This is a genomic window from Pseudomonas sp. GCM10022186 (assembly GCF_042656385.1).
Classification (GTDB): Bacteria; Pseudomonadota; Gammaproteobacteria; order Pseudomonadales; family Pseudomonadaceae; genus Metapseudomonas.
In genome coordinates this window covers 188,908-208,434 of the sequence record NZ_JBHSOU010000007.1, presented here as the reverse complement: position 1 = coordinate 208,434, position 19,527 = coordinate 188,908, and the positions used below count along the sequence as shown (strand labels likewise).

Below are 19,527 nucleotides of genomic sequence, written 5' to 3'. Positions count from 1 at the left end.
ACCGATGAACCAGTTCCACGCCCCGGTGACCACCCGCAACGACTTCCAGCCCGCCTGGTGGTTGCCCGGCCCGCACCTGCAGACCCTCTGGTCGCCCTTCTGCCGCACGCCACCGCACCTGGAGCGCCGGCGCGAGCGCCTGTGGCTGGAGGATGGCGACTTCCTCGACCTGGACTGGCACGGCCCCCATGAAGCCAGCTCGCCCCTGGTGCTGGTCCTCCATGGGCTGACCGGTTCCTCCACTTCGCTGTACGTGCTCGGCCTGCAGCAGCAACTCGCCGCCCGCGGCTGGGCCAGCGTGGCCATCAACTGGCGCGGCTGCTCCGGCGAGCCCAACCTGCTGCCCCGCGGTTACCACTCGGGGGTGAGCGAGGACCTGGCCGCCGCGATCCACCACCTGAAGGCCAACCGTCCGCTGGCCCCGCTCCATGCAGTGGGCTATTCCCTCGGCGGCAACGTGCTGCTCAAGCATCTGGGCGAGACCGGCGAAGACTGTGGCCTGGAAGCTGCGGTGGCGGTTTCGGTGCCCTATCGCCTGGACCAGTGCGCCGACCGCATCGCCCTCGGCTTCTCGCGGGTCTACCAGGCGCATTTCATGCGCGAGATGGTGGCCTACGTGAAGAGCAAGCAGCGCCTGTTCGCCCACCAGGGCCATGCGGAACACCTGTCCACCCTGGAGCGCCTGGGCTCACTGGAAGGCCTGAACAGCTTCTGGGAATTCGACGGGCGCATCACCGCACCGCTGCACGGCTTCAGCGACGCGCAGGACTATTACCGCCGCGCCTCCAGCCGCTACTACCTGGACGGCATCCGCATCCCCACCCTGCTGATCCAGTCCGCCGACGACCCCTTCGTCTTCCGCCACAGCCTGCCGCAGGCCCACGAACTCTCCGCCACCACCCGCATGGAACTGCATGCGCGAGGCGGCCACGTGGGCTTCATCGAGGGGTCGCCGCAAAAACCCGCCTACTACCTGGAACGGCGGATTCCGGACTGGCTGGAGAGCTGCCGCTAGTTCGGCACGACGTGCTCCAGCGGCACATACAGCTTCTCGTACAGCGCCTTCACCGCCGGCTGCGCCTCGGGCGCCAGGTAGCCGCCCTCCAGCGCCAGCACCTGGTAGATGCCGCGGCGCAGCAGTTCCTGGCTGAGATCGCCGGGCTCCACCCTTGTGGTGCAGAGGAAGCGCACCCAGGAGGTGATGATGATCCAGCTGTTCAGGGTGAGCGCCTCGATCTGGGCGGGGGTCATCAGCAGGATTCCCGCCTCGACGAAGCCCCGGTAGATGGCCTGGCCGTGGTCCAGGCAGCGCTGGGCGAACAGGCGGTAACGCGCGGCCAGCTCGCCGTCGGACTCCAGCAGGTGCTCGAGGTCGCGGTGCAGGAAGCGGAACTCCCACATGGCCGCCAACAGCGACTCCAGATAGAAGGTCTTGTCCTCCACCGTCATCCCGCGTCCCTCCGGCAAGCGCAGGAAGCTGTCCACCCGCGCTTCGTACTGGCCGAACAGCTCGGCGATGATCTCCTGCTTGTTGCGGAAGTGGTAATAGAGGTTGCCCGGCGACATGCCCAGGTGCGCAGCGATGTGGTTGGTGGTGACGTTGCGCTCGCCCTGGGTGTTGAACAGCGCGAGGCTCTCCAGAACGATGCGGTCGCGGGTCTTGGGTCGTTGGGCCATCGGGGCGGTCTTTCCTGCTAGCGGTGGGGCACGGCAAAGGTACACCGCCCGGGCACGGGATACACCTGGTGTTACCCCAAGCCGGTTTGCCCGGCTTTCGTTGGGCTGCCGTCGGACGGTCCGGCAGGCAAGCCATTTGACAGGCTAGAGTAATTGCTCTAAAAATCCAGCGACACCACAACAACAGAGCCTCGCCACGTCCGCCCGGCGGATAGGGACGATACTCCCGGAGCCCCCCGAGGAACCGCGCCATGGTTGCCGACATCGCCTACCTGCAACAGACCCAGCAGCAGATCAGCCAATTGGAGTCCCTCTTCCAGGGCCAGCGCGAGGCCTTTCGCGCCAATCCCATGCCCAGCGCCGAGCAGCGCATCCAGTGGCTGAAATCCCTGCGCGAGCTGTTGTTCGCCGAACAGGATGCCCTGATCGCCGCCATTTCCGCGGACTTCAGCAACCGCTCGGCCAACGAGACCCTGCTGGCCGAGATCATGCCCAGCCTGCACGGCATCCACTACGCCGCCAAGCGCCTGAAGAAGTGGATGAAACCGTCCCGCCGCAGCGTGGGCCTGGCCTTCCAGCCCGCCTCGGCCAAGGTGGTCTACCAGCCCCTGGGGGTGGTCGGCGTGATAGTGCCCTGGAACTACCCGCTGTACCTGGCCATCGGGCCGCTGGTGGGCGCGCTGGCCGCCGGCAATCGGGTGATGCTCAAGATGAGCGAGTCCACCCCGGCCACCTCGCAACTGGTCAAGGACCTGCTGGCGCGCATCTTCCCCGAAGACCTGGTGGCCGTGGCCCTGGGCGAGGCAGAGGTGGGCGTGGCCTTCTCCCGCCTGCCCTTCGATCACCTGCTGTTCACCGGCGCCACCAGCATCGGCAAGCACGTGATGCGCGCCGCCGCCGAGAACCTCACCCCGGTGACCCTGGAACTGGGCGGCAAGTCGCCGGCCATCGTCTCCGCCGATGTGCCGCTCGCCGACGCCGCCGAGCGCATCGCCTTCGGCAAGACCATGAACGCCGGCCAGACCTGCGTAGCGCCGGACTACGTGCTGGTGCCCGAGGATCGTGTCGAGGGTTTCGTCGAGGCCTACCGCAGGGCCGTGCAGGGCTTCTACCCGAAACTGGCGGACAACCCCGACTACACCGCGATCATCAACGAGCGCCAGCTGGGCCGCCTGAAGGGCTACCTGGCCGACGCCGAAGCCAAGGGCGCGCGCCTGGTGCCGCTGTTCCCCGAGGCCCAGGGCCGGCGCCTGCCGCACACCCTGGTACTGGGCGCCACCGACGAGATGAAACTGATGCAGGAGGAAATCTTCGGCCCCCTGCTGCCCGTCGTGCCCTACCGCCGCATCGATGACGCCTTCGCCTACATCAACGACCGTCCGCGCCCGCTGGCGCTCTACTATTTCGGCTACGGCAAGGCCGAGCAGCAGCGCGTGCTGCACGAGACCCACTCGGGCGGCGTATGCCTGAACGACACCCTGCTGCACGTGGCCCAGGACGACATGCCGTTCGGCGGCATCGGCCCCTCGGGCATGGGCCACTATCACGGCCACGAGGGTTTCCTCACTTTCAGCAAGGCCAAGGGCGTGTTCATCAAGCAGCGCTTCAATGCCGCGAAGATGATCTACCCGCCCTACGGCAAGGCCATCCAGAAACTGGTCTACAAACTCTTCGTCCGCTGAGGCGGGCTTTCGCAGGCAGATAACAAGAATGAGCGAAACCACCCTCGACGCGCCGGGGCTGTCCCGGCGCAACCTGCTCAAGGTCGGGCTGTTCGGCTCGGCCTTCCTCGCCACAGCCGGGATCACCGCCAGCCTCACCGGCTGCTCGGCCAGCGCGCCCGCCGGCGGCCTCAATGTGCTGCGCGAATCCGACCTGCCCTTCCTCCGCGCCCTGGTGCCGGTGATGCTGGAGGGCGCAGTGCCAGCCGAGAAGATGGCCCGGGCCGTGGACGGCACCCTGCAGAGCCTGGACTACTCCCTGCACCGCCTGTCGCCGGAAATGCTCAAGCTGACCCTGCAACTCTTCGACGTGCTCGCCCTGCCGATCACCCGCGGCCCGCTGACCGGGGTCTGGGGTAGCTGGGAGAAGGCCAGCGCCCAGGACATTCGCGAATTCCTGGAACGCTGGCAGAACAGCTCCATCGGCCTGCTGAAGATGGGCCACGCGTCCCTGCTGCAACTGGTGATGATGGCCTGGTACGGCCGCCCGGAGTCCTGGGCCCATTGCGGCTATCCGGGGCCGCCGACGGTATGACCGCCGCTCGCGCCCTATAACAAGAACTCGCTCGAGACCCTGACATGCCCGTACCCGATCTGTTCGCCGAGGGCCTGGCCCGCGGCTGGAAAACCCACAACGGCTCTCGCCTGGAGCAGGACCTGACCCTGGAGGCCGACGTCGCCATCGTCGGCAGCGGCGCGGGTGGCGGCACCACCGCGGAAATCCTCAGCGCCGCCGGGTTCAAGGTGCTGCTGATCGAGGAAGGCCCGCTCAAGACCAGCTCCGACTTCAGGATGCAGGAGGCCGAGGCCTACCCCAGCCTCTACCAGGAAGGCATCGGCCGCATGACCAAGGACGGCGCCATCACCATCCTCCAGGGCCGCGCCGTGGGCGGCACCACCCTGGTGAACTGGACGTCCAGCTTCCGCACCCCGGAGCCGACCCTCGAACACTGGGCCCGCGAGCACGGCGTGAAGGGCCTGTCGGCGGCCGAGATGGCCCCCTGGTTCGAGAAGATGGAACAGCGCCTGGGCGTGGCGCCCTGGGCCATCCCGCCAAACCCGAACAACGATGTGATCCGCCTGGGCTGCGAGAAGCTCGGGCTGCACTGGAAGGTCATCCCGCGCAACGTGCGCGGCTGCTGGAACCTCGGCTACTGCGGCATGGGCTGCCCGACCAACGCCAAGCAATCGATGCTGGTCACCACCATTCCCGCCACCCTGGAGAAGGGCGGCGAACTGCTCTACCTGGCCCGCGCCGACAAGCTGCTGATCGAGGGCGACCAGGTCGCCGGCATCGAGTGCCTGGGCCTGGACGAGCGCTGCGTGGCGCCCAACGGCCGCAAGATCAGGGTGAAGGCGCGCCACTACGTGCTCGCCGGGGGCGGCATCAACACTCCCGGCCTGCTCCTGCGTTCCGGCGCGCCGGACCCGCACGATCGCGTCGGCAAACGCACCTTCCTGCACGTGGTGAACTTCTCCGCCGCGCAGTTCGACCGGGTGATCAACCCCTTCTACGGCGCCCCGCAATCCATCTACTCCGACCATTTCCAGTGGGATGACGGCGCCACCGGGCGCATGTCCTACAAGCTGGAAGTGCCACCGTTGCAGCCCGCGCTCACCACCACCCTGCTGGGCCGCTTCGGCGTCGACAACGCCCTGCGCATGGAGCAACTGCCCCACACCAACGTGATGCTGGCGCTGATGCGCGACGGCTTCCACCCGGACAGCGCCGAAGGCACGGTGGAGCTGCGAGGCGACGGCAGCCCGGTGCTCGACTACCGCATGACCGACTACACCTGGGATGGCATCCGCCGGGCCTTCCACGTCATGGCCGAGATCCAGTTCGCCGCCGGCGCCCGCGCCGTGCTGCCGCTGCACAGCGACGCCGACTACGTGAAGACCCTGGCCGAGGCGCGCAGCCTGATCGACGGCCTGCCCATGGAGCTGTACCGCGCCCGCCTGGGCAGCGCCCACGTGATGGGCGGCTGCGCCATGAGCGAGGACCCGCAGCAGGCGGTCACCGACAGCCTTGGGCGCCATCATCAGCTGGGCAACCTGTCGGTTCACGACGGATCGCTGTTCCCCACCAGCATCGGCGCCAACCCGCAGCTGTCGGTCTACGGGCTGACGGCCAAACTGGCCAGCGCCCTGGCCGCACGGCTGGGCCAGGCGTAGCGAACCTCCCGGCAAAGGACACCGATCGGGTGGCCCTGGCCTGCCCGGTCCCGGCGCGATCCTCTGGCATGTCCGTCGGCCGGCTGCCGCAGGGTGAGCCCTCGTCTTGGCCGCCGGGGCCCGCTGCGCTACCATCCGAATCCCTTTCGGCCCCCTGTCAGGACGTGGCGATGAACCGAGTGTTGTATCCGGGCACCTTCGACCCCATCACCAAGGGTCACTGCGATCTGATCGAACGCGCCTCGCGCCTGTTCGATAGCGTGGTAATCGCCGTAGCCGCTAGCCCGAAGAAGAATCCGCTGTTCAGCCTGGAGCAGCGCGTGGAACTGGCCCGCGAAGTCACCAAGCACCTGCCCAACGTCGAAGTGGTGGGCTTCTCCACGCTGCTGGCGCATTTCGTCAAGGAACAGAACGCCAATGTCTTCCTCCGTGGCCTGCGCGCGGTCTCCGACTTCGAGTACGAGTTCCAGCTGGCCAACATGAACCGCCAACTGGCGCCGGACGTGGAGAGCATGTTCCTCACTCCGTCGGAAAAGTACTCCTTCATTTCCTCCACCCTGGTGCGCGAGATCGCAGCCCTGGGCGGCGACATCAGCAAGTTCGTCCATCCCGCGGTGGCCGCGGCGTTGGCCGAGCGCTTCAAGCGCTGAGAGTAGCCCTGCGCGATCGGCGCGTGCGTCGATCGCCCCAATCCGGCACAATTCCGCTATTTTCTGTTCTAGGCCGCCGCTTCAATGGCGACGGCAGGAGTTGTTCCCATGTCCCTCAAGATCACCGACGACTGCATCAACTGCGACGTCTGCGAACCCGAGTGCCCGAACGGCGCGATATCCCAGGGCGAGGAGATCTACGTGATCGACCCCAACCTGTGCACCGAATGCGTCGGCCACTACGACGAACCCCAGTGCCAGCAAGTCTGCCCCGTCGACTGCATACCGCTCGACGAGACCCATGTCGAAAGCAAGGATGAGCTGATGCAGAAGTACCTGAAGCTCACCGGCAAGGCCTGACCCATGGGCCGCCCGGAACGCGGCGCGTACCGTGGTGCGCTGCTCGCGACGCTGCTCCTGCTCTGTGCGGGCGCGCTGCAGGCAGCCGAGCCGGGCCGTGCGGCGGTGGCCACCCCCAGTCCGTCGGCCACGGTAGCCGGCCTGGAAACCCTGGCCCAGGGCGGCAACGCCTTCGATGCCGCAGTGGCCATCAGCGCCGCCCTGGCGGTGGCCGAGCCCTACGGCTCGGGCCTGGGCGGCGGCGGTTTCTTCCTCCTTCGCCAGGGCGGCGACAAGCCCGTCTATCGCTTCCTCGATGCCCGCGAACGCGCGCCTCTCGCCGCCCATCCGCGTCTCTACGTGCGTGACGGCAAGGTTGACGCCAAGCTGTCCCTGGATGGCCCCATGGCCGCCGCCATCCCCGGCCTGCCGGCCGCCCTGGCGGACCTCGCCAGCCGTTACGGCCGCCTGCCCCTGGCCGACAGCCTGACCCCGGCCATCCGCCTGGCCCGCGACGGCATCTCGGTGGACCGCATCTACCGCGAACGCGCCATCTGGCGCCTGTCCTCCCTGCGCGACGACCCCGAGACGGCACGGCTGTTCCTCGACCACAATGGCGAGGTTCCGGAAGAGTTCAGCCTGCTGCGCCAGCCGGAACTGGCCAACACCCTGGAACGCATCGCCCGCTACGGCAAGGCCGGCTTCTACAGCGGGCAGACGGCCGAGAAGCTGGTGCAGGGGGTGAACGCCGCCGGCGGCATCTGGAGCCTGCGCGACCTGGCCGATTACCGCACCGTGGAGCGCCAGCCGATCCGCTTCCGTCTCGCCGAAGGCCGCGAGCTGATCAGCGCCCCGCCACCGTCGGCCGGCGGCATCGCCCTGGCCCAGAGCCTGGCCATGCTGCAGCAGCTGCCCTGGCGCAAGGCCGACCGCGTGCAACGCACCCATTACGTGGTGGAAGCCCTGCGCCGGGCCTACCGCGACCGTGGCCTGCTGGGCGACCCGGATTTCGTCGCCATTCCCCAGGCCAAGCTGCTCGACGCCAGCTACCTGAAGAGCCTCGCCACCGGCATCGACGCCCGCCGCGCCACCCCCAGCAGCAGCCTGCCACCCTCACCGCCCTGGCGCGAAGGCGACCACACCACCCATTTCACGGTGATCGACAAGGACGGCAATGCGGTGGCCGCCACCCTGTCCATCAACCTGCCCTTCGGCGCCGCCTTCACCGTGCCCGGTACCGGCGTGCTGCTGAATGACGAGATGGATGATTTCGCCGCGAATCCGCAAGGCGCCAATGCCTACGGCCTGGCCGCCAGCCAGGCCAACGCGGTGGGTTCGGGCAAACGCCCGCTGTCCTCCATGAGCCCCACCTTCATCGAGAGCGAACAGGAGTTCGCTGCCTTCGGCACGCCGGGGGGCAGCCGGATTCCCAGCATGGTGCTGCTCTCGGTGCTGGAGTACCTGGACGGCCAGCCGGTCAGCCGCTGGCCGGCGGTGGCGCGCTATCACCACCAGTACCTGCCGGACCAGATCGAGCACGAGCCAGGCGCCTTCAGCAGCGCCGAAAGCGCCGAACTGCGGGCCCGTGGCTACAGCCTCAAGCCGCTGGAGCGCAATTACGGCAACCAGCAGGTGCTCTACTGGAACAAGGCCAAGGGCAGCCTCGAGGCCGCCAGCGATCCCCGCGGCCTGGGCCGTTCCGAAGTGCTCGAAGTCGAGACGGTCAGGTAGGAGCGAATTCATTCGCCTGGGGCCGCGCAGCGGTCCCGTAGGGTGGACCACGCTTCACCGGTCCACCGTTGCCCCGGCGCGATCGCGATGGTGGATAGAAAAGCGCTATCCCCCTACGGAGGCCGCAATCCCGCCTGAAGCCTCCCGCCCCCAGTCCTAGAGCACGATCAGCGACTCCTCGTCCTGTTCCATGCGCCGCAGCTCGCGGAACAGCAACTGCCCCTCCCCCAGCATCAGCACATTGCGCAGGCTCTGGAAAATGCGGCTGGCATAGCCCAGGTCGTTCATCAGCGAGCTGGTCTGCAGGCCATCCAGCTCGCCGCTGCGCACGGCGTTGAACAGGCGGGTGCGGAAGGCGCTGTCGAAGGCCGCGGCCTGCTCGTCGAGCCACTTCAGCCGCTGGTTCCAGGCGTCCTCGGGGAGGTCCGAGCGGCCAAGCTCGCGCAGCTCGTGGAGCATCGCCAGCAGGTGCCGGCGCAGGTCCACGTATGCGTTGCGGATGGGAGACGGAGCCTGGTCCAGGTAGCGCCCGAGGTTCTTCTGCAGGTGCTTGGCGTCCTTCACCGCGTCCACCAGCTGCAGGGCGGCGAGCTGGCTGCCGACCCAGAATTGCTGGTGGGCCTCGTCCAGGGGCAGTTCGAGCCGCCCCATGAAGCTCAGCAGGTCGCCATAGACGCCCTTGATATGCCGCTGGTAGAGCGCTTCGGCATCCAGGTGGTGGGGTTCCGGCCGGGCTTGGAGCAGATGCTCGTCGCCCTGGACCCTGGCCAACTGGTCCACCGGCAGGTAGAGGGCGTGGCAGATCACCTCGAGGCTCAGGCGCGCCAGATGGCGCAACTCGCGCACCACGGCATTGGTGGCAGCATCCACCGAGTCCAGGGCGCGCTCGTTCAGGTAGCGCGCGCGAGTGCGCTCGGGGACCACGGGCCCGGCGGCCAGCTCGGTGATCAGCACCTGGGGCTCCTCGCGCTCCGGCAGCCAGCGCACCAGCCACCGGGCGAGGCGTTCCTGCAGCGGCCAGAACAGCAGGACGCCCATGGCATTGATCAGGCTGTGGAACATCGCCAGCTGGATCAGCTCGTTGCCGCCCAGGCCGGTCAGGTCGGCGCTCCGCCCCACCAGCCAGCCGAGCGGCCCGAGCAGGATGAAGGCCAGGGTGCAGGTGACCAGGTTGAACAGTACATGGGCCAGGGCCAGGCGCTGGCCGCTGCGGTTGCCGCCGAGGGAGCCGACGAAGGCGGTGGTGACACTGCTGCCGACATTGGAGCCGATGGCGATGGCGAAGCCCTGGACGAGGTCCAGCTGGCCACCGGCCAGGGCGGCGAGCGTCAGCATCAGGGTGGCGTGGCTGGACTGCAGCACCACGGTCACCAGCAGGCCGACCAGGGTGAACAGCAGGCTGCCCAGCAGGCCGTCGGCCTGGTAGGCGGTGAAGTCCAGGCCATCGCCGAAACTGGCGAATCCCTCCTTGATCTGGTCGATGCCGAGGAAAATGAAGGCGATGCCGAGGACGATGCGCCCGGCGGCCTTGCTCCTCTCGCCGACGAAGCCGCCGAGCACGCCGAACACCAGAAGCGGCAGGGCCAGCGGGCTGAGGCTGAGGTTCTGCCCGGCCAGGGCAAGCAGCCAGATGCCGCTGGTGGCGCCCAGGTTGGCGCCGAAGAGAATGGCGATGCCGCCGGCCAGCTGGATCAGCCCGGCGCTGATGAAGGCGATGGTGAGCAGCGATACCAGGGTGCTGGATTGCAGCAGCAAGGTGCCGCAAATGCCGAACATCAGGCCCTTGAAGGAGGTGGAAGTGCTGCGTGCCAGCAGTTGCTCCAGCTTGCCCCCGGCCAGCTGCCGCAGGCCCTCCTCCAGGCACTGCATGCCGAACAGGAAGAGCGCGAGGCCCGCGCAGAGCTCCAGCCAGCCGGCACTGAACCAGAAGCTGAAAGCCAGCCCGACGGCGGCCAGGACGAGCAGGAGAATGCGGGAGTACTGCTGCATGGGCGGTTTTCCTTCACCAGGACCAGGCCCCAGCTATTACCCGAAGCGCTGGCCGGCCGGCAAGTCACCCGCGAAACGCCGACGGCCCCGCCCGGGAAGGGCTGGGGCCGTCGCTCTTTGGCAGGGGACTCAGTAGCTTTCGCTGGAAGCGTCGTGCCGGTAACCGCTGATGGCGCAGCCCAGGCAGCGTACGAAAGCCTCCCGGCCCGGCACGCCAACCAGCTCGTTGGCGGCTTCCTCGACGTTACCGCCCAGGGCGGAGAAGGGCAGGCTGATGATGAACAGCCCGGCGCCGATCACCGTGGCGCCGATCAGCAGCGGCCGCGCGATGAGGATGTCGCCGGCCATGCGGTAGCCGGTGGGGGCGTCGGCGGTGTACATGGGGTCGCCGCTGACGTTCTCCTGCACAACTTCCGCGTTTGCCGGCAGCGCCAGCAGGCCGGTGGTCAGCGCCAGGACAGCAGCGGTGGTGCGGAACAGGTTCATGCGGACGATCCTTCAGCAATGGGGGTGCGGAAAACTATAACAGCGCATGGCAGGCCGACAGCGTGACGGCCTTCAATCGCCATAGAAAGCGTAGTCCGGTTTTTTCGGCACGTCGGGGCGGGAGCAGGCCGGCCACTGGCGCAGAAGCCGGGACCGGCGCCCGGCGCGGATTCAGCGCTGGCAGCGCGGGCAATAGACGCTGGCCCGCTGGCCAAGGCGGATTTCCCGCAGGGTCGAGCCGCAGACCTTGCAGAACTCGCCGGCACGGCCATAGACGAAGAGTTCCTGCTGGAAATAGCCCGGCTTGCCGTCGCCGCCGACGAAGTCGCGCAGGGTAGTGCCGCCACATTCGATGGCCTGGGCGAGGATGCGCTTGATCTCGACGGCAAGCGCCAGGTAGCGCGCCCGGGAAATCGACCCGGCTTCGCGACGCGGGTCGATGCCGGCTGCGAACAGTGCCTCGGCGGCGTAGATGTTGCCGACGCCCACCACCACGGCGTTGTCCATGATGAAGGGTTTGACCGCCATGCTGCGGCCACGGGACAGCTGGAACAGGCGCTCGCCATCGAAGAGCTCCGTCAGGGGCTCGGGCCCCAGGTGGCGCAGCAATTCATGGTTCAGCGGGTCGATGCTCCAGAGCAGGGCACCGAAACGCCGCGGGTCGGTATAGCGCAGGGCCATGCCCGACTCCAGCTCGATGTCCACGTGCTCGTGCTTGGCCGCGGGCAGTCCGGCCTCCACCAGGCGCAGGCTGCCGGACATGCCGAGGTGGCTGATCAGGGTACCGGCCTCGGCTTCGAGCAGCAGGTACTTGGCGCGGCGCTCGACATGCAGGATGCGCTGGCCGGAGAGGCGCACGTCCAGGTCCTCGGGAATCGGCCAGCGCAGGCGGCGCTCACGCACTATCACCCGGCTGACGCGCTGGCCTTCGAGGAAGGGCGCGATGCCGCGGCGGGTGGTTTCGACTTCGGGTAGTTCAGGCATCGGTTTCTCTGGGATCGGTCGGTAACACGGGTTGGGAGGGTTTCAGCTCGCCCCCAGCTCGCGGATGCTTTCCTTGAGATTCTCGAAGTCGTACTCCGAGAGCCCCACATAGTCCAGCACCTGGGTGCGGATGCTCAGCCACTCGTAGTCCTCGGCCTGGTTGCCCAGCACCAGGTGGGAGGCGCAGATGTGCTCGGCCATCTTGAGGATCGCCAGGAGCGTCTTGAGCGGGGCATCGCGGCCGGACTCGTCGCTGAAGATGGACAAGGCGTTGTGGTGGTTGGCGATGGCCTCGCAAAGGTGTTCCGGCAGCCGCCAGGAACGCGCGGTGAAATAACCCACCACGGCGTGGTTGGTGTTCAGCAGCCGGTTCTCGGTATCCACCACCCGACGCTCCGGGCCGGCGCAGGCGTAGGCCTCCTCCAGCACCATCATGTAGTCGGGGAAGCGCTTGAGCATCAGCGGGATGCCGCAGTTGTGGAACAGGCCGAGGGCATAGGCCTCGTCCGCGGACTGGTAGCCGATGCGCTTGGCCAGGGTCAGGCAGGTCATGGCCACGTCCTGGGCGGTGTCCCAGAAGCGGTTCAGGGTGACGATGGTCTCATCGCTCATCTCGCCCTTGATCGACTGCGCGTTGATCAGGTTGATCACGGTGTTGCAGCCGAGCAGGTTCACCGCCTGCTGGATCGAGGCGATACGGTTGGCCAGGCCGAAGAACGGCGAGTTGACGATCTTCAGCAAGGCGCCGGACAGCCCCGGATCCTGGCTGATCAGGCGGGCGATGGTCTTCAGGTCCGGATTGGGCATGACCTGCTCCATTTGCAGGTCGACCATGATCTGCGGCTGCGGGGGCACGCTGATGCCCTGCAGCACCTGGCGAATCTGATCTGCGGAAAGTTCTTGAGCCATGGGGATGAGGAAGCCTCCGAGCGAGGCGACAGTCTACCCGGTTGCTTCCGCCCATTGCGCGGGATTTCCGGCCGGATACGAGCCCCGCCGGGCGGCCCCCGGCGCCGGTGCGGGCTGGGGTATAATCCCCGCCTTTTTTCCGGAGAGCGACACATGTCCCTGCCCAGCCTGCGCCTCAAAGCCAATGCCGATCGACGCCTGCGCGCCGGCCACCTGTGGGTCTACAGCAACGAGGTGGACGTGGTCGCCACCCCGCTGAACGCCTTCCAGCCGGGCGACCAGGCCATCCTCGAGGCCGCCGGCGGCAAGCCGCTGGGCGTGGTCGCGCTCTCCCCGAACAACCTGATCTGCGCGCGCCTGGTGTCCCGCGACGTCAAGCATGTGCTGGACAAGTCCCTGCTGGTGCACCGCATCAACGTCGCCCTGAGCCTGCGCGAGCGCCTCTTCGACAAACCCTTCTACCGCCTGGTCTACGGCGATTCCGACCTGCTCCCCGGCCTGGTGGTGGACCGTTTCGGCGACCATCTCGTCGTGCAGCTCGCCTCCGCCGCCATGGAGCGCAACAAGGACGCCGTGCTCGACGCCCTGGTGCAGGTACTCAAGCCCCGCGGCGTGCTCTGGAAGAACGATTCCAGCGCCCGTGACGCCGAAGGCCTGGAGCGTTACGTGGACACCGCCTTCGGCGTGGTACCCGAGTGGGTCGCCCTGGAAGAGAACGGCGTGAAGTTCGAGGCCCCGGTGATGGAAGGCCAGAAGACCGGCTGGTTCTACGACCACCGCATGAACCGCGCGCGCCTGGCGCCCTACGTGAAGGGCAAGCGCGTGCTCGACCTGTTCAGCTACATCGGCGGCTGGGGCGTGCAGGCCGCGGCCTTCGGCGCCACCGAGGTGTTCTGCGTCGACGCCTCGGGCTTCGCCCTCGACGGCGTCGAGCGCAATGCCACCCTCAACGGCGTGGCCGAGCAGGTCACCTGCGTGGAAGGCGACGTCTTCGAGGCCCTGAAGGAGCTCAAGGCCGCCGAGGAGCGCTTCGACGTGGTGATCGCCGACCCGCCCGCCTTCATCAAGCGCAAGAAGGACCTGAAGAACGGCGAAGCCGCCTACCGTCGCCTGAACGAACAGGCCATGCGCCTGCTCAACAAGGACGGCATCCTGGTCAGCGCCTCCTGCTCCATGCACCTGCCGGAAGATGACCTGCAGAACATCCTGCTTTCCAGCGCCCGCCACCTGGACCGCAACATCCTGCTGCTGGAGCGCGGCGGCCAGGGTCCGGACCACCCGGTGCACCCGGCCATCGCCGAAACCCGCTACATCAAGAGCCTGACCTGCCGCCTGCTGCCCAACAGCTGAGGACAGGACGCCTGATGGTGGGCTGAAGCGTGTAGGGTGGATAACGCTCTTTTATCCACCAGCGGAGTCGAGCCGAGTATCGCCCGGTGGACAGAAAAGCACTGTCCACCCTACGCAACAGGGCCGCCAGGGCTCGCCGCCAAGCTGCGGCAGACCTTCGGCCTGCTTGGCGAATGAATTCGCCCCTACAGGATTCAGTGCAGGATCTGCGACAGGAACGCCTTCGCCCGCTCGCTCTTCGGGGCGTTGAAGAAGGTTTCCGGCGGGCTGTCCTCGACGATGCGCCCGCCCTCCAGGAACAGCACCCGTTCCGCCACCTGCCGCGCGAAGCCCATCTCGTGGGTCACGCAGAGCATGGTCATGCCGCTGCCGGCCAGCTTCACCATCACGTCCAGCACCTCGCCGACCATTTCCGGGTCCAGCGCCGAGGTGGGCTCGTCGAACAGCATGATCTTCGGCTCCATGCACAGCGCCCGGGCGATGGCCACGCGCTGCTGCTGGCCGCCGGAGAGCTGGCTGGGATACTTGTGCGCGTGGCTTTCGATGCCGACCTTGCGCAGGAACTCCCTGGCGCGCGCCTCCGCCTCCGTGCGGGACAGGCCACGCACCGACATCGGCGCCAGGGTGCAGTTGTCCAGCACGCTCATGTGCGGGAACAGGTTGAAGTGCTGGAACACCATGCCCACCTCGCGCAGCGCGGCGGCGCCGCGCGCGGGATCGGCCTGCGGGTCGCAGCCGTTGATGAGGATGCGCCCGCCGCTGATGCCTTCCAGCCGGTTGATGCAGCGGATCAGGGTCGACTTGCCGGAGCCCGAGGGCCCGCACAGGACGATGCGCTCGCCCGGCCGGACCACCAGATCGATGCCCTTGAGCACGGCGAAGTCGCCGTACTGCTTCTCGAGGCCCTCGATCACCACCGCCGGAGCCTGTGGCACGGCACTGAGGCGGGGCGGTTGGGCGGGGGCGGCTTTCATGCTCGATAACATCTTGTTGTCCTCTTTGTTGCGTATCGGCAAGTCGGAACGCCCGGGCGCTCAGCGGAAACGCTGGGCGCCGTAGGGCGTCGGGTCGGTGAAGGGGCGGGCGCCGGTCATCATCTCCGCCAGCAGGCGGCCGCTGACCGGCCCCAGGGTCAGGCCGTGGTGGGCATGACCGAAGTTGAACCAGAGGCCCGGGTGATCGGGCGCCGGGCCGATCACCGGGCGCATGTCCGGCAGGCAGGGGCGGCGCCCCAGCCAGGGCTCGGCGTCCAGGCGGCGGCCCAGGGGGAACAGTTCGCGGGCGAGGCGTTCGGCACGGCGCAACTGGATCTCGTTGGCCGGGTCATCGGGAGCGGCGAATTCGATGCCGGTGGTCAGGCGGATGCCGCGCGCCATGGGCGCCAGCACGTAGCCGCTCTGGGCATCGCAGACGGAATGGCCCAGTTCGGCGCCTTCGGCCGGCGCGTAGTGCATGTGGTAGCCGCGCTTGATCGCCAGCGGGATGCGATAACCCAGGGCACGGAACAGATCGCCCGATTGCGGCCCCATCGCCACCACCACATCGGGCGCGCGCAGCTCGGCGCCGTCCACGCTGAAGCTCCAGGCGCCGTTACGCTGGCGCAGGCCCTTGGCGTCGCCCGTGAGCAGGCGCCCGCCGCGCCGCACGAAGAGCTCGGCGTAACCGCGCACCAGGGCACCGGGGTCGAGCACCGTCTTCGGGTCGTGCCAATGGATGCCACCTGCGGCGATGGAGCCCAGGTGCGGTTCGCGCTGGCGCAGGGTTGCCCCATCCAGCACCTCGAAGCGCAGGCCGAAGCGGTCCAGCGCGCGGGCTTCCGCCACGGCCTGGTCGAGTGCCTCGCGGCTGCGGTAGACGTCCATCCAGCCCCGCGCGCGAATCAGGTGCCCGAGCCCGGCTTCGGCCACCAGTCGGTCATGCTCCTCCACGCAGCGTTCCACCAGCGGCAGCATGGCCCGCGACGCCTCCTCCAGCCGGCGCGCGGAGGAGTTGTGCCAGTAGGACGCCAGCCAGGGCGCGAGCTTCGGCAGGTAGCTCGGGCTGTAGCGCACGTCCGGCTGCCGGTTCAGGCCGTAGCGCAGCAATGCCGAAAAGCTGCGCGGAAAGGCGTAGGGCACCACGCTGGAACGCTCGATCAGGCCGGCGTTGCCGTGGCTGGTGCCCGAGCCCGGCTCGGCGCGGTCCACCAGGCAGACGTCACGGCCGCGCGCCTGGAGGTGAAGGGCAGTGGAAACGCCGACTATGCCGGCGCCCAGGACGAGAATGTCGCAGTCCATGAAAGGATCCTTCGATGGGTACCCCTGAGGGTGCCTGGATGTGGGTTGGTCTAGTTCAGGTGGCGGCCGAGGCGCCCTTCGGCCAGCAGCAGGCCGCGCCGGATCAGCTCCACCAGTACCAGGTAGAGGATCGCCGCCCAGAGGTAGAGCTGGAAGTCGAAGGTGCGCGAGAAACCGGCCTTGGCCACGCCCATCAGGTCGTGGATGGTCACCAGGGAGGCGATGGCGCTGGCCTTGATCATCAGGATCAGCTCGTTGCCCAGCGGCGCGATGGCCACCAGCAGCGACTGCGGCAGCACCACCTTGAAGAAGGTGGTGGCACGCGACAGGCCGAGCGCCGAGGCGGCCTCGTACTGGCCGGGGGCGATGGCCAGCAGGCTGCCGCGGAAGATCTCCGCCTGGTAGGCGGCGGTGTTCAGGGTGAAGGCCGCCAGCGCGCAGTACCAGGCATCGCGGAAGAACCACCAGAGCCCCACGTCCTGCCAGAACTCGCGGAAGGAACCCACGCCGTAGTAGAGCAGGAACAGCTGGGCCAGCAGCGGCGAGCCGCGGAACAGGTAGATGTAGCCGCCGCTGAAGCCACGCAACAGCCTGTTGCGCGAATTGCGCGCCAGCGCCAGCAGCAGCCCCAGCAACATGCCCAGCGTGAAGGAGATGGCCACCAATCTGGCGGTCACCAGCAGGCCGTCCAGCAGGCGCAGGCCATAGCGGTCGAACAGTTCGGGATCGACGAAGAAATGCAGGAACTCGCTCATGCGCGCTGACTCCTGTAACCGAGGCTGTAGCGCTTCTCGGCGTAGCTGAAGACACGACCGGACAGGGCCGAGAAGAGCAGGTAGATCAGGCAGGCGCTGCCGTAGAACAGCATCGGCTCCTTGGTGGCGCTGACCGCCAGGTTGGTCTGGCGCATCACGTCCACCAGGGAGATGGTGGACACCAGCGAGGTGTCCTTCAGCAGGCTCAGCCAGTTATTCGACAGGCCCGGCAGGGCGACCCGGGTCAACTGCGGCAGGATCACCTTGAAGAAGGCCGTGGCGCGGGACAGGCCCAGCACCTGGGCGGCCTCGTACTGGCCCCGGCCCACCACCTTGAAGGCGCCCAGCCAGACCTGGCTGGAGAAGGCGGCGAAGACCAGGCTGAAGGCGACCATGGCGGCGAGGAAGGCGTTGATGGTGACCTCGGTGTGGTGACCGAAGTGGGCCAGCAACTTCTGCACGCCGATCTGGCAACCGTAGTAGACGATCAGCAGGGTCAGCAGCTCCGGCAGGCCACGGAACACGGTGGCGAAGGCCAAAGCCAGGCCGCGCCGCCAGCGGCGCGGCGAGCGGGCACCGAGGGCGACGATCAGCCCCAGGGAGAGCCCCAGGGGCACGCAGGCCAGCGCCAGGGACAGGGTGACCAGGGCGCCGGCCAGCAGGGCCATGCCCCAGCCGCCCTCGCCCAGGGAAAGTAGAGCCAACTGCTCGAACATGATTCAGGCCTCGCATCGAGGTGCCCGGCCGGGGCCGGACACGCGGCGGACTATCAATAGATGTCGAAGGGGAAGTAGCGGCTGGCGATCTGCTTGTAGGTGCCATCCTCGATGATTTCCGCCAGGGCCTTGTTCAGGCGCTCGCGCAGGGCGTTGTCTTCCTGGCGCACGGCGATGGCGACCTCGTCGTCGGTGCCCTGGATGTCGCCGAGCAGGGTGCAGCAGTCCTTGCCGTCCTTGGCCAGCCAGTCGAGCAGGGGGAACTTGTCGTGGACCAGGGCATCGAGTCGGCCGGTGTTCAGGTCGGCGTTGGCTTCGTCCTGGGAGGGATAGAGCTTGACCTCGGCGCCGGCTGCGCCGAACACGTCCTCGGCGTACATGCCCTGGGTGGTGGCGGACTGGGCGCCGACCACCAGGCCCTTGAAGTTCTCGGGGTTGGTGTCCTTGAGTTCGGAGCCCTTGGCGACCGCCACGGCGAGGCGGGTGCGGTAGTAGCGATCGGTGAAGGCCACCTTCTTCTGGCGCTCTTCGGTGATCACCATGGAGGCGACCACGGCGTCGTATTTCCTGGCCAGCAAGGCAGGGATGATGCCGTCCCAGTCCTGGGCCACCAGCTCGCATTCCACCTTCATCTTCGCGCACAGGGCATTGGCGATATCGACGTCGAAGCCGTGCAGCTGGTTGCTGGAATCCACATAGTTGAAGGGCGGGTAGGCCCCTTCGGTCGCGATGCGAATCGTCTCGGCCTGAGCGGTCGCGACGGCGCCGCAGAGAGCCAGGGATGCCAATGCCAAGCGGGTGAGTCGTTTCATCGGTGCTGCCTCTTTCTTATTAGGGTTGTTCTAGCGGGGTGAACCGGGTGAGGAGGTGTAGCCAACAAACTCGTTGTGCAGGGCGGCGACGGACTCCAGGCGCTGCTCGACATCGGGGCCGAGGCACTTGAACACGTCGTTGAGCAAGAGATTGACCAGGGAGAGCATCGGGCCGGTGGACTCCCAGAACAGTCCGAGGTCCGTGGGTACGCGGAAGACCTCGTCCGCGTGCTGCTCCGCCCAGTCGCAGTAGTCGTCGGTGATGAGCGTCACCGGGATGCCCGCCTCCCGCGCATGGCGGCAGAGGCTCAGGGCATGACGTGAGTAGCGCCGCGCCTCGAAGACCACCAGCGCAGCCTGTCCAGGGGCGGACAGCAGCACATCCCCGAAGTAGCCGGACGAGCCATCCACCAGCTGCACGCCGTCGCGCAGGTACTGCAGCAGGTGGACGAAGGACACGGAAATGCCGCGCTCGGTCTGGAAGCCGGCGGCGTAGACGCGCGGAATGCTCGCCAGGCGCTCGCAGACCGTGCGCCACTGCGGCGTGCGGCTGTGTTCGTAGACGCGCACCAGGGCGGCCATCTCCCGCTGCAGGCTGACCGACAGGGCATCTTCGCCGGCCACTTCCTGCTGGCGGAATTCCTTGAGGCGATCGCCGATCAGCCAGGGGCTGTCGCCCAGGTCGTCCTTGAGGTCGGCCTTCAATGCCTTGAAGTGCTCATAGCCGAGGGCGCGACAGAAGCGCCCGACGGTGGACTCGCTGATGCCGAGCTTGCCGGCGATGGCGGCGGAGGTCTCGAACGGCAGCTCCTGCAGGTTGGCCAGCATGTAGTTGGCGATCGCCCGCGACGACGCAGTGCGGGCGGACAGGCTGGTTTCCAGGCGTTCTTTGAGGGATCGATTCATGAGGACCTCCGGTGGCGAGGAAAATGATTGTTTTCTGTCACCAAGTCAATA

At 67.6% G+C, this 19,527-nt stretch carries 19 protein-coding genes; 8 read left to right on the top strand and 11 right to left on the bottom strand.

The annotated features are described in order from the left end of the window. Positions 1-4: 4 nt before the first annotated feature. Positions 5-1,015 carry a hydrolase gene (locus tag ACFPU0_RS05020; protein ID WP_377691683.1) on the top strand — a complete coding sequence of 337 codons (1,011 nt, stop codon included), beginning with the start codon at positions 5-7 and terminating at the stop codon, positions 1,013-1,015. On the opposite strand, the gene ACFPU0_RS05015 is transcribed toward ACFPU0_RS05020, so the two are convergent. Further along, positions 1,012-1,677 (bottom strand): TetR/AcrR family transcriptional regulator, encoded by a 666-nt coding sequence (locus tag ACFPU0_RS05015; RefSeq protein ID WP_377691682.1) that lies wholly within the window; start codon positions 1,675-1,677, stop codon positions 1,012-1,014. The genes ACFPU0_RS05020 and ACFPU0_RS05015 overlap by 4 nt on opposite strands. Positions 1,678-1,928: 251 nt before the next feature. Between ACFPU0_RS05015 and ACFPU0_RS05010 the strand changes: the two genes are divergently transcribed. The 6 genes from ACFPU0_RS05010 (at position 1,929) to ggt (ending at position 8,293) form a co-directional block, all read left to right on the top strand. Beyond that, positions 1,929-3,359, top strand: a complete 1,431-nt coding sequence (locus ACFPU0_RS05010; RefSeq protein WP_377691681.1) for a coniferyl aldehyde dehydrogenase — start codon at positions 1,929-1,931, stop codon at positions 3,357-3,359. A 28-nt stretch (positions 3,360-3,387) separates the two neighbouring features. Further along, entirely contained in the window at positions 3,388-3,933 is a 546-nt protein-coding gene (locus ACFPU0_RS05005) for a twin-arginine translocation pathway signal protein (protein ID WP_377691680.1), read from the top strand. A 44-nt stretch (positions 3,934-3,977) separates the two neighbouring features. Further along, positions 3,978-5,573 carry a GMC family oxidoreductase gene (locus ACFPU0_RS05000; protein ID WP_377691679.1) on the top strand — a complete coding sequence of 532 codons (1,596 nt, stop codon included), beginning with the start codon at positions 3,978-3,980 and terminating at the stop codon, positions 5,571-5,573. A gap of 170 nt (positions 5,574-5,743) precedes the next feature. Then, complete coding sequence (gene coaD, locus ACFPU0_RS04995; RefSeq protein ID WP_377691678.1) at positions 5,744-6,223, top strand: pantetheine-phosphate adenylyltransferase; 480 nt, start codon at positions 5,744-5,746, stop codon at positions 6,221-6,223. Between the two features lie 108 nt (positions 6,224-6,331). Then, positions 6,332-6,583 (top strand): YfhL family 4Fe-4S dicluster ferredoxin, encoded by a 252-nt coding sequence (locus ACFPU0_RS04990; RefSeq protein WP_028629061.1) that lies wholly within the window; start codon positions 6,332-6,334, stop codon positions 6,581-6,583. Positions 6,584-6,586: 3 nt separating this feature from the next. Next, on the top strand, positions 6,587-8,293 hold the full coding sequence (gene ggt / locus ACFPU0_RS04985; protein ID WP_377691677.1) for a gamma-glutamyltransferase: 1,707 nt from the start codon (positions 6,587-6,589) through the stop codon (positions 8,291-8,293). 156 nt (positions 8,294-8,449) lie between these two features. On the opposite strand, the gene ACFPU0_RS04980 is transcribed toward ggt, so the two are convergent. The 4 genes from ACFPU0_RS04980 to ACFPU0_RS04965 all read right to left on the bottom strand — a co-directional run bounded on the left by ACFPU0_RS04980 (position 8,450) and on the right by ACFPU0_RS04965 (position 12,607). Further along, complete coding sequence (locus tag ACFPU0_RS04980) at positions 8,450-10,282, bottom strand: Na/Pi cotransporter family protein (protein WP_377691676.1); 1,833 nt, start codon at positions 10,280-10,282, stop codon at positions 8,450-8,452. A 129-nt stretch (positions 10,283-10,411) separates the two neighbouring features. Next, positions 10,412-10,768: a multidrug transporter gene (locus ACFPU0_RS04975; protein WP_377691675.1), complete on the bottom strand. Its 357-nt coding sequence runs from the start codon at positions 10,766-10,768 to the stop codon at positions 10,412-10,414. A gap of 171 nt (positions 10,769-10,939) precedes the next feature. Continuing rightward, positions 10,940-11,752 (bottom strand): bifunctional DNA-formamidopyrimidine glycosylase/DNA-(apurinic or apyrimidinic site) lyase, encoded by an 813-nt coding sequence (mutM, locus tag ACFPU0_RS04970; RefSeq protein ID WP_377691674.1) that lies wholly within the window; start codon positions 11,750-11,752, stop codon positions 10,940-10,942. Positions 11,753-11,794: 42 nt separating this feature from the next. Beyond that, positions 11,795-12,607 carry an HDOD domain-containing protein gene (locus tag ACFPU0_RS04965; RefSeq protein WP_377691813.1) on the bottom strand — a complete coding sequence of 271 codons (813 nt, stop codon included), beginning with the start codon at positions 12,605-12,607 and terminating at the stop codon, positions 11,795-11,797. A 207-nt stretch (positions 12,608-12,814) separates the two neighbouring features. Between ACFPU0_RS04965 and ACFPU0_RS04960 the strand changes: the two genes are divergently transcribed. Continuing rightward, on the top strand, positions 12,815-14,011 hold the full coding sequence (locus ACFPU0_RS04960) for a class I SAM-dependent rRNA methyltransferase (protein WP_377691673.1): 1,197 nt from the start codon (positions 12,815-12,817) through the stop codon (positions 14,009-14,011). Between the two features lie 194 nt (positions 14,012-14,205). Here the strand turns inward: ACFPU0_RS04960 and ACFPU0_RS04955 are convergent, their stop codons facing one another. The 6 genes from ACFPU0_RS04955 to ACFPU0_RS04930 are packed head-to-tail and all read right to left on the bottom strand — an operon-like array spanning position 14,206 to position 19,476. Then, on the bottom strand, positions 14,206-14,985 hold the full coding sequence (locus ACFPU0_RS04955; RefSeq protein WP_377691672.1) for an amino acid ABC transporter ATP-binding protein: 780 nt from the start codon (positions 14,983-14,985) through the stop codon (positions 14,206-14,208). 60 nt (positions 14,986-15,045) lie between these two features. Next, on the bottom strand, positions 15,046-16,287 hold the full coding sequence (locus ACFPU0_RS04950) for an NAD(P)/FAD-dependent oxidoreductase (RefSeq protein ID WP_377691671.1): 1,242 nt from the start codon (positions 16,285-16,287) through the stop codon (positions 15,046-15,048). Between the two features lie 50 nt (positions 16,288-16,337). Continuing rightward, positions 16,338-17,042: an ABC transporter permease gene (locus tag ACFPU0_RS04945; RefSeq protein ID WP_377691670.1), complete on the bottom strand. Its 705-nt coding sequence runs from the start codon at positions 17,040-17,042 to the stop codon at positions 16,338-16,340. Continuing rightward, on the bottom strand, positions 17,039-17,758 hold the full coding sequence (locus ACFPU0_RS04940) for an ABC transporter permease (RefSeq protein ID WP_377691669.1): 720 nt from the start codon (positions 17,756-17,758) through the stop codon (positions 17,039-17,041). Before ACFPU0_RS04940 ends, ACFPU0_RS04945 begins: the two co-directional genes overlap by 4 nt. Positions 17,759-17,811: 53 nt before the next feature. Then, positions 17,812-18,570, bottom strand: coding sequence for an ABC transporter substrate-binding protein (locus tag ACFPU0_RS04935; RefSeq protein ID WP_377691668.1), 759 nt, complete (start codon positions 18,568-18,570; stop codon positions 17,812-17,814). Positions 18,571-18,600: 30 nt separating this feature from the next. Then, on the bottom strand, positions 18,601-19,476 hold the full coding sequence (locus tag ACFPU0_RS04930) for a MurR/RpiR family transcriptional regulator (RefSeq protein ID WP_377691667.1): 876 nt from the start codon (positions 19,474-19,476) through the stop codon (positions 18,601-18,603). Between the last annotated feature and the right edge of the window lie 51 nt (positions 19,477-19,527).

What these genes read in the sequence shown, in the direction of transcription:
- ACFPU0_RS04955 (WP_377691672.1), bottom strand. Translation starts at nt 14,985, where the DNA reads ATGAAAGCCGCCCCCGCCCAACCGCCCCGCCTCAGTGCCGTGCCACAG.
- ACFPU0_RS05010 (WP_377691681.1), top strand. Translation starts at nt 1,929, where the DNA reads ATGGTTGCCGACATCGCCTACCTGCAACAGACCCAGCAGCAGATCAGC.
- ACFPU0_RS04935 (WP_377691668.1), bottom strand. Translation starts at nt 18,570, where the DNA reads ATGAAACGACTCACCCGCTTGGCATTGGCATCCCTGGCTCTCTGCGGC.
- ACFPU0_RS04975 (WP_377691675.1), bottom strand. Translation starts at nt 10,768, where the DNA reads ATGAACCTGTTCCGCACCACCGCTGCTGTCCTGGCGCTGACCACCGGC.
- ACFPU0_RS04960 (WP_377691673.1), top strand. Translation starts at nt 12,815, where the DNA reads ATGTCCCTGCCCAGCCTGCGCCTCAAAGCCAATGCCGATCGACGCCTG.
- mutM (WP_377691674.1), bottom strand. Translation starts at nt 11,752, where the DNA reads ATGCCTGAACTACCCGAAGTCGAAACCACCCGCCGCGGCATCGCGCCC.
- ACFPU0_RS04940 (WP_377691669.1), bottom strand. Translation starts at nt 17,758, where the DNA reads ATGTTCGAGCAGTTGGCTCTACTTTCCCTGGGCGAGGGCGGCTGGGGC.
- ACFPU0_RS04980 (WP_377691676.1), bottom strand. Translation starts at nt 10,282, where the DNA reads ATGCAGCAGTACTCCCGCATTCTCCTGCTCGTCCTGGCCGCCGTCGGG.
- ACFPU0_RS05005 (WP_377691680.1), top strand. Translation starts at nt 3,388, where the DNA reads ATGAGCGAAACCACCCTCGACGCGCCGGGGCTGTCCCGGCGCAACCTG.
- ggt (WP_377691677.1), top strand. Translation starts at nt 6,587, where the DNA reads ATGGGCCGCCCGGAACGCGGCGCGTACCGTGGTGCGCTGCTCGCGACG.
- coaD (WP_377691678.1), top strand. Translation starts at nt 5,744, where the DNA reads ATGAACCGAGTGTTGTATCCGGGCACCTTCGACCCCATCACCAAGGGT.
- ACFPU0_RS04990 (WP_028629061.1), top strand. Translation starts at nt 6,332, where the DNA reads ATGTCCCTCAAGATCACCGACGACTGCATCAACTGCGACGTCTGCGAA.
- ACFPU0_RS05015 (WP_377691682.1), bottom strand. Translation starts at nt 1,677, where the DNA reads ATGGCCCAACGACCCAAGACCCGCGACCGCATCGTTCTGGAGAGCCTC.
- ACFPU0_RS05000 (WP_377691679.1), top strand. Translation starts at nt 3,978, where the DNA reads ATGCCCGTACCCGATCTGTTCGCCGAGGGCCTGGCCCGCGGCTGGAAA.
- ACFPU0_RS04950 (WP_377691671.1), bottom strand. Translation starts at nt 16,287, where the DNA reads ATGGACTGCGACATTCTCGTCCTGGGCGCCGGCATAGTCGGCGTTTCC.
- ACFPU0_RS05020 (WP_377691683.1), top strand. Translation starts at nt 5, where the DNA reads ATGAACCAGTTCCACGCCCCGGTGACCACCCGCAACGACTTCCAGCCC.
- ACFPU0_RS04945 (WP_377691670.1), bottom strand. Translation starts at nt 17,042, where the DNA reads ATGAGCGAGTTCCTGCATTTCTTCGTCGATCCCGAACTGTTCGACCGC.
- ACFPU0_RS04930 (WP_377691667.1), bottom strand. Translation starts at nt 19,476, where the DNA reads ATGAATCGATCCCTCAAAGAACGCCTGGAAACCAGCCTGTCCGCCCGC.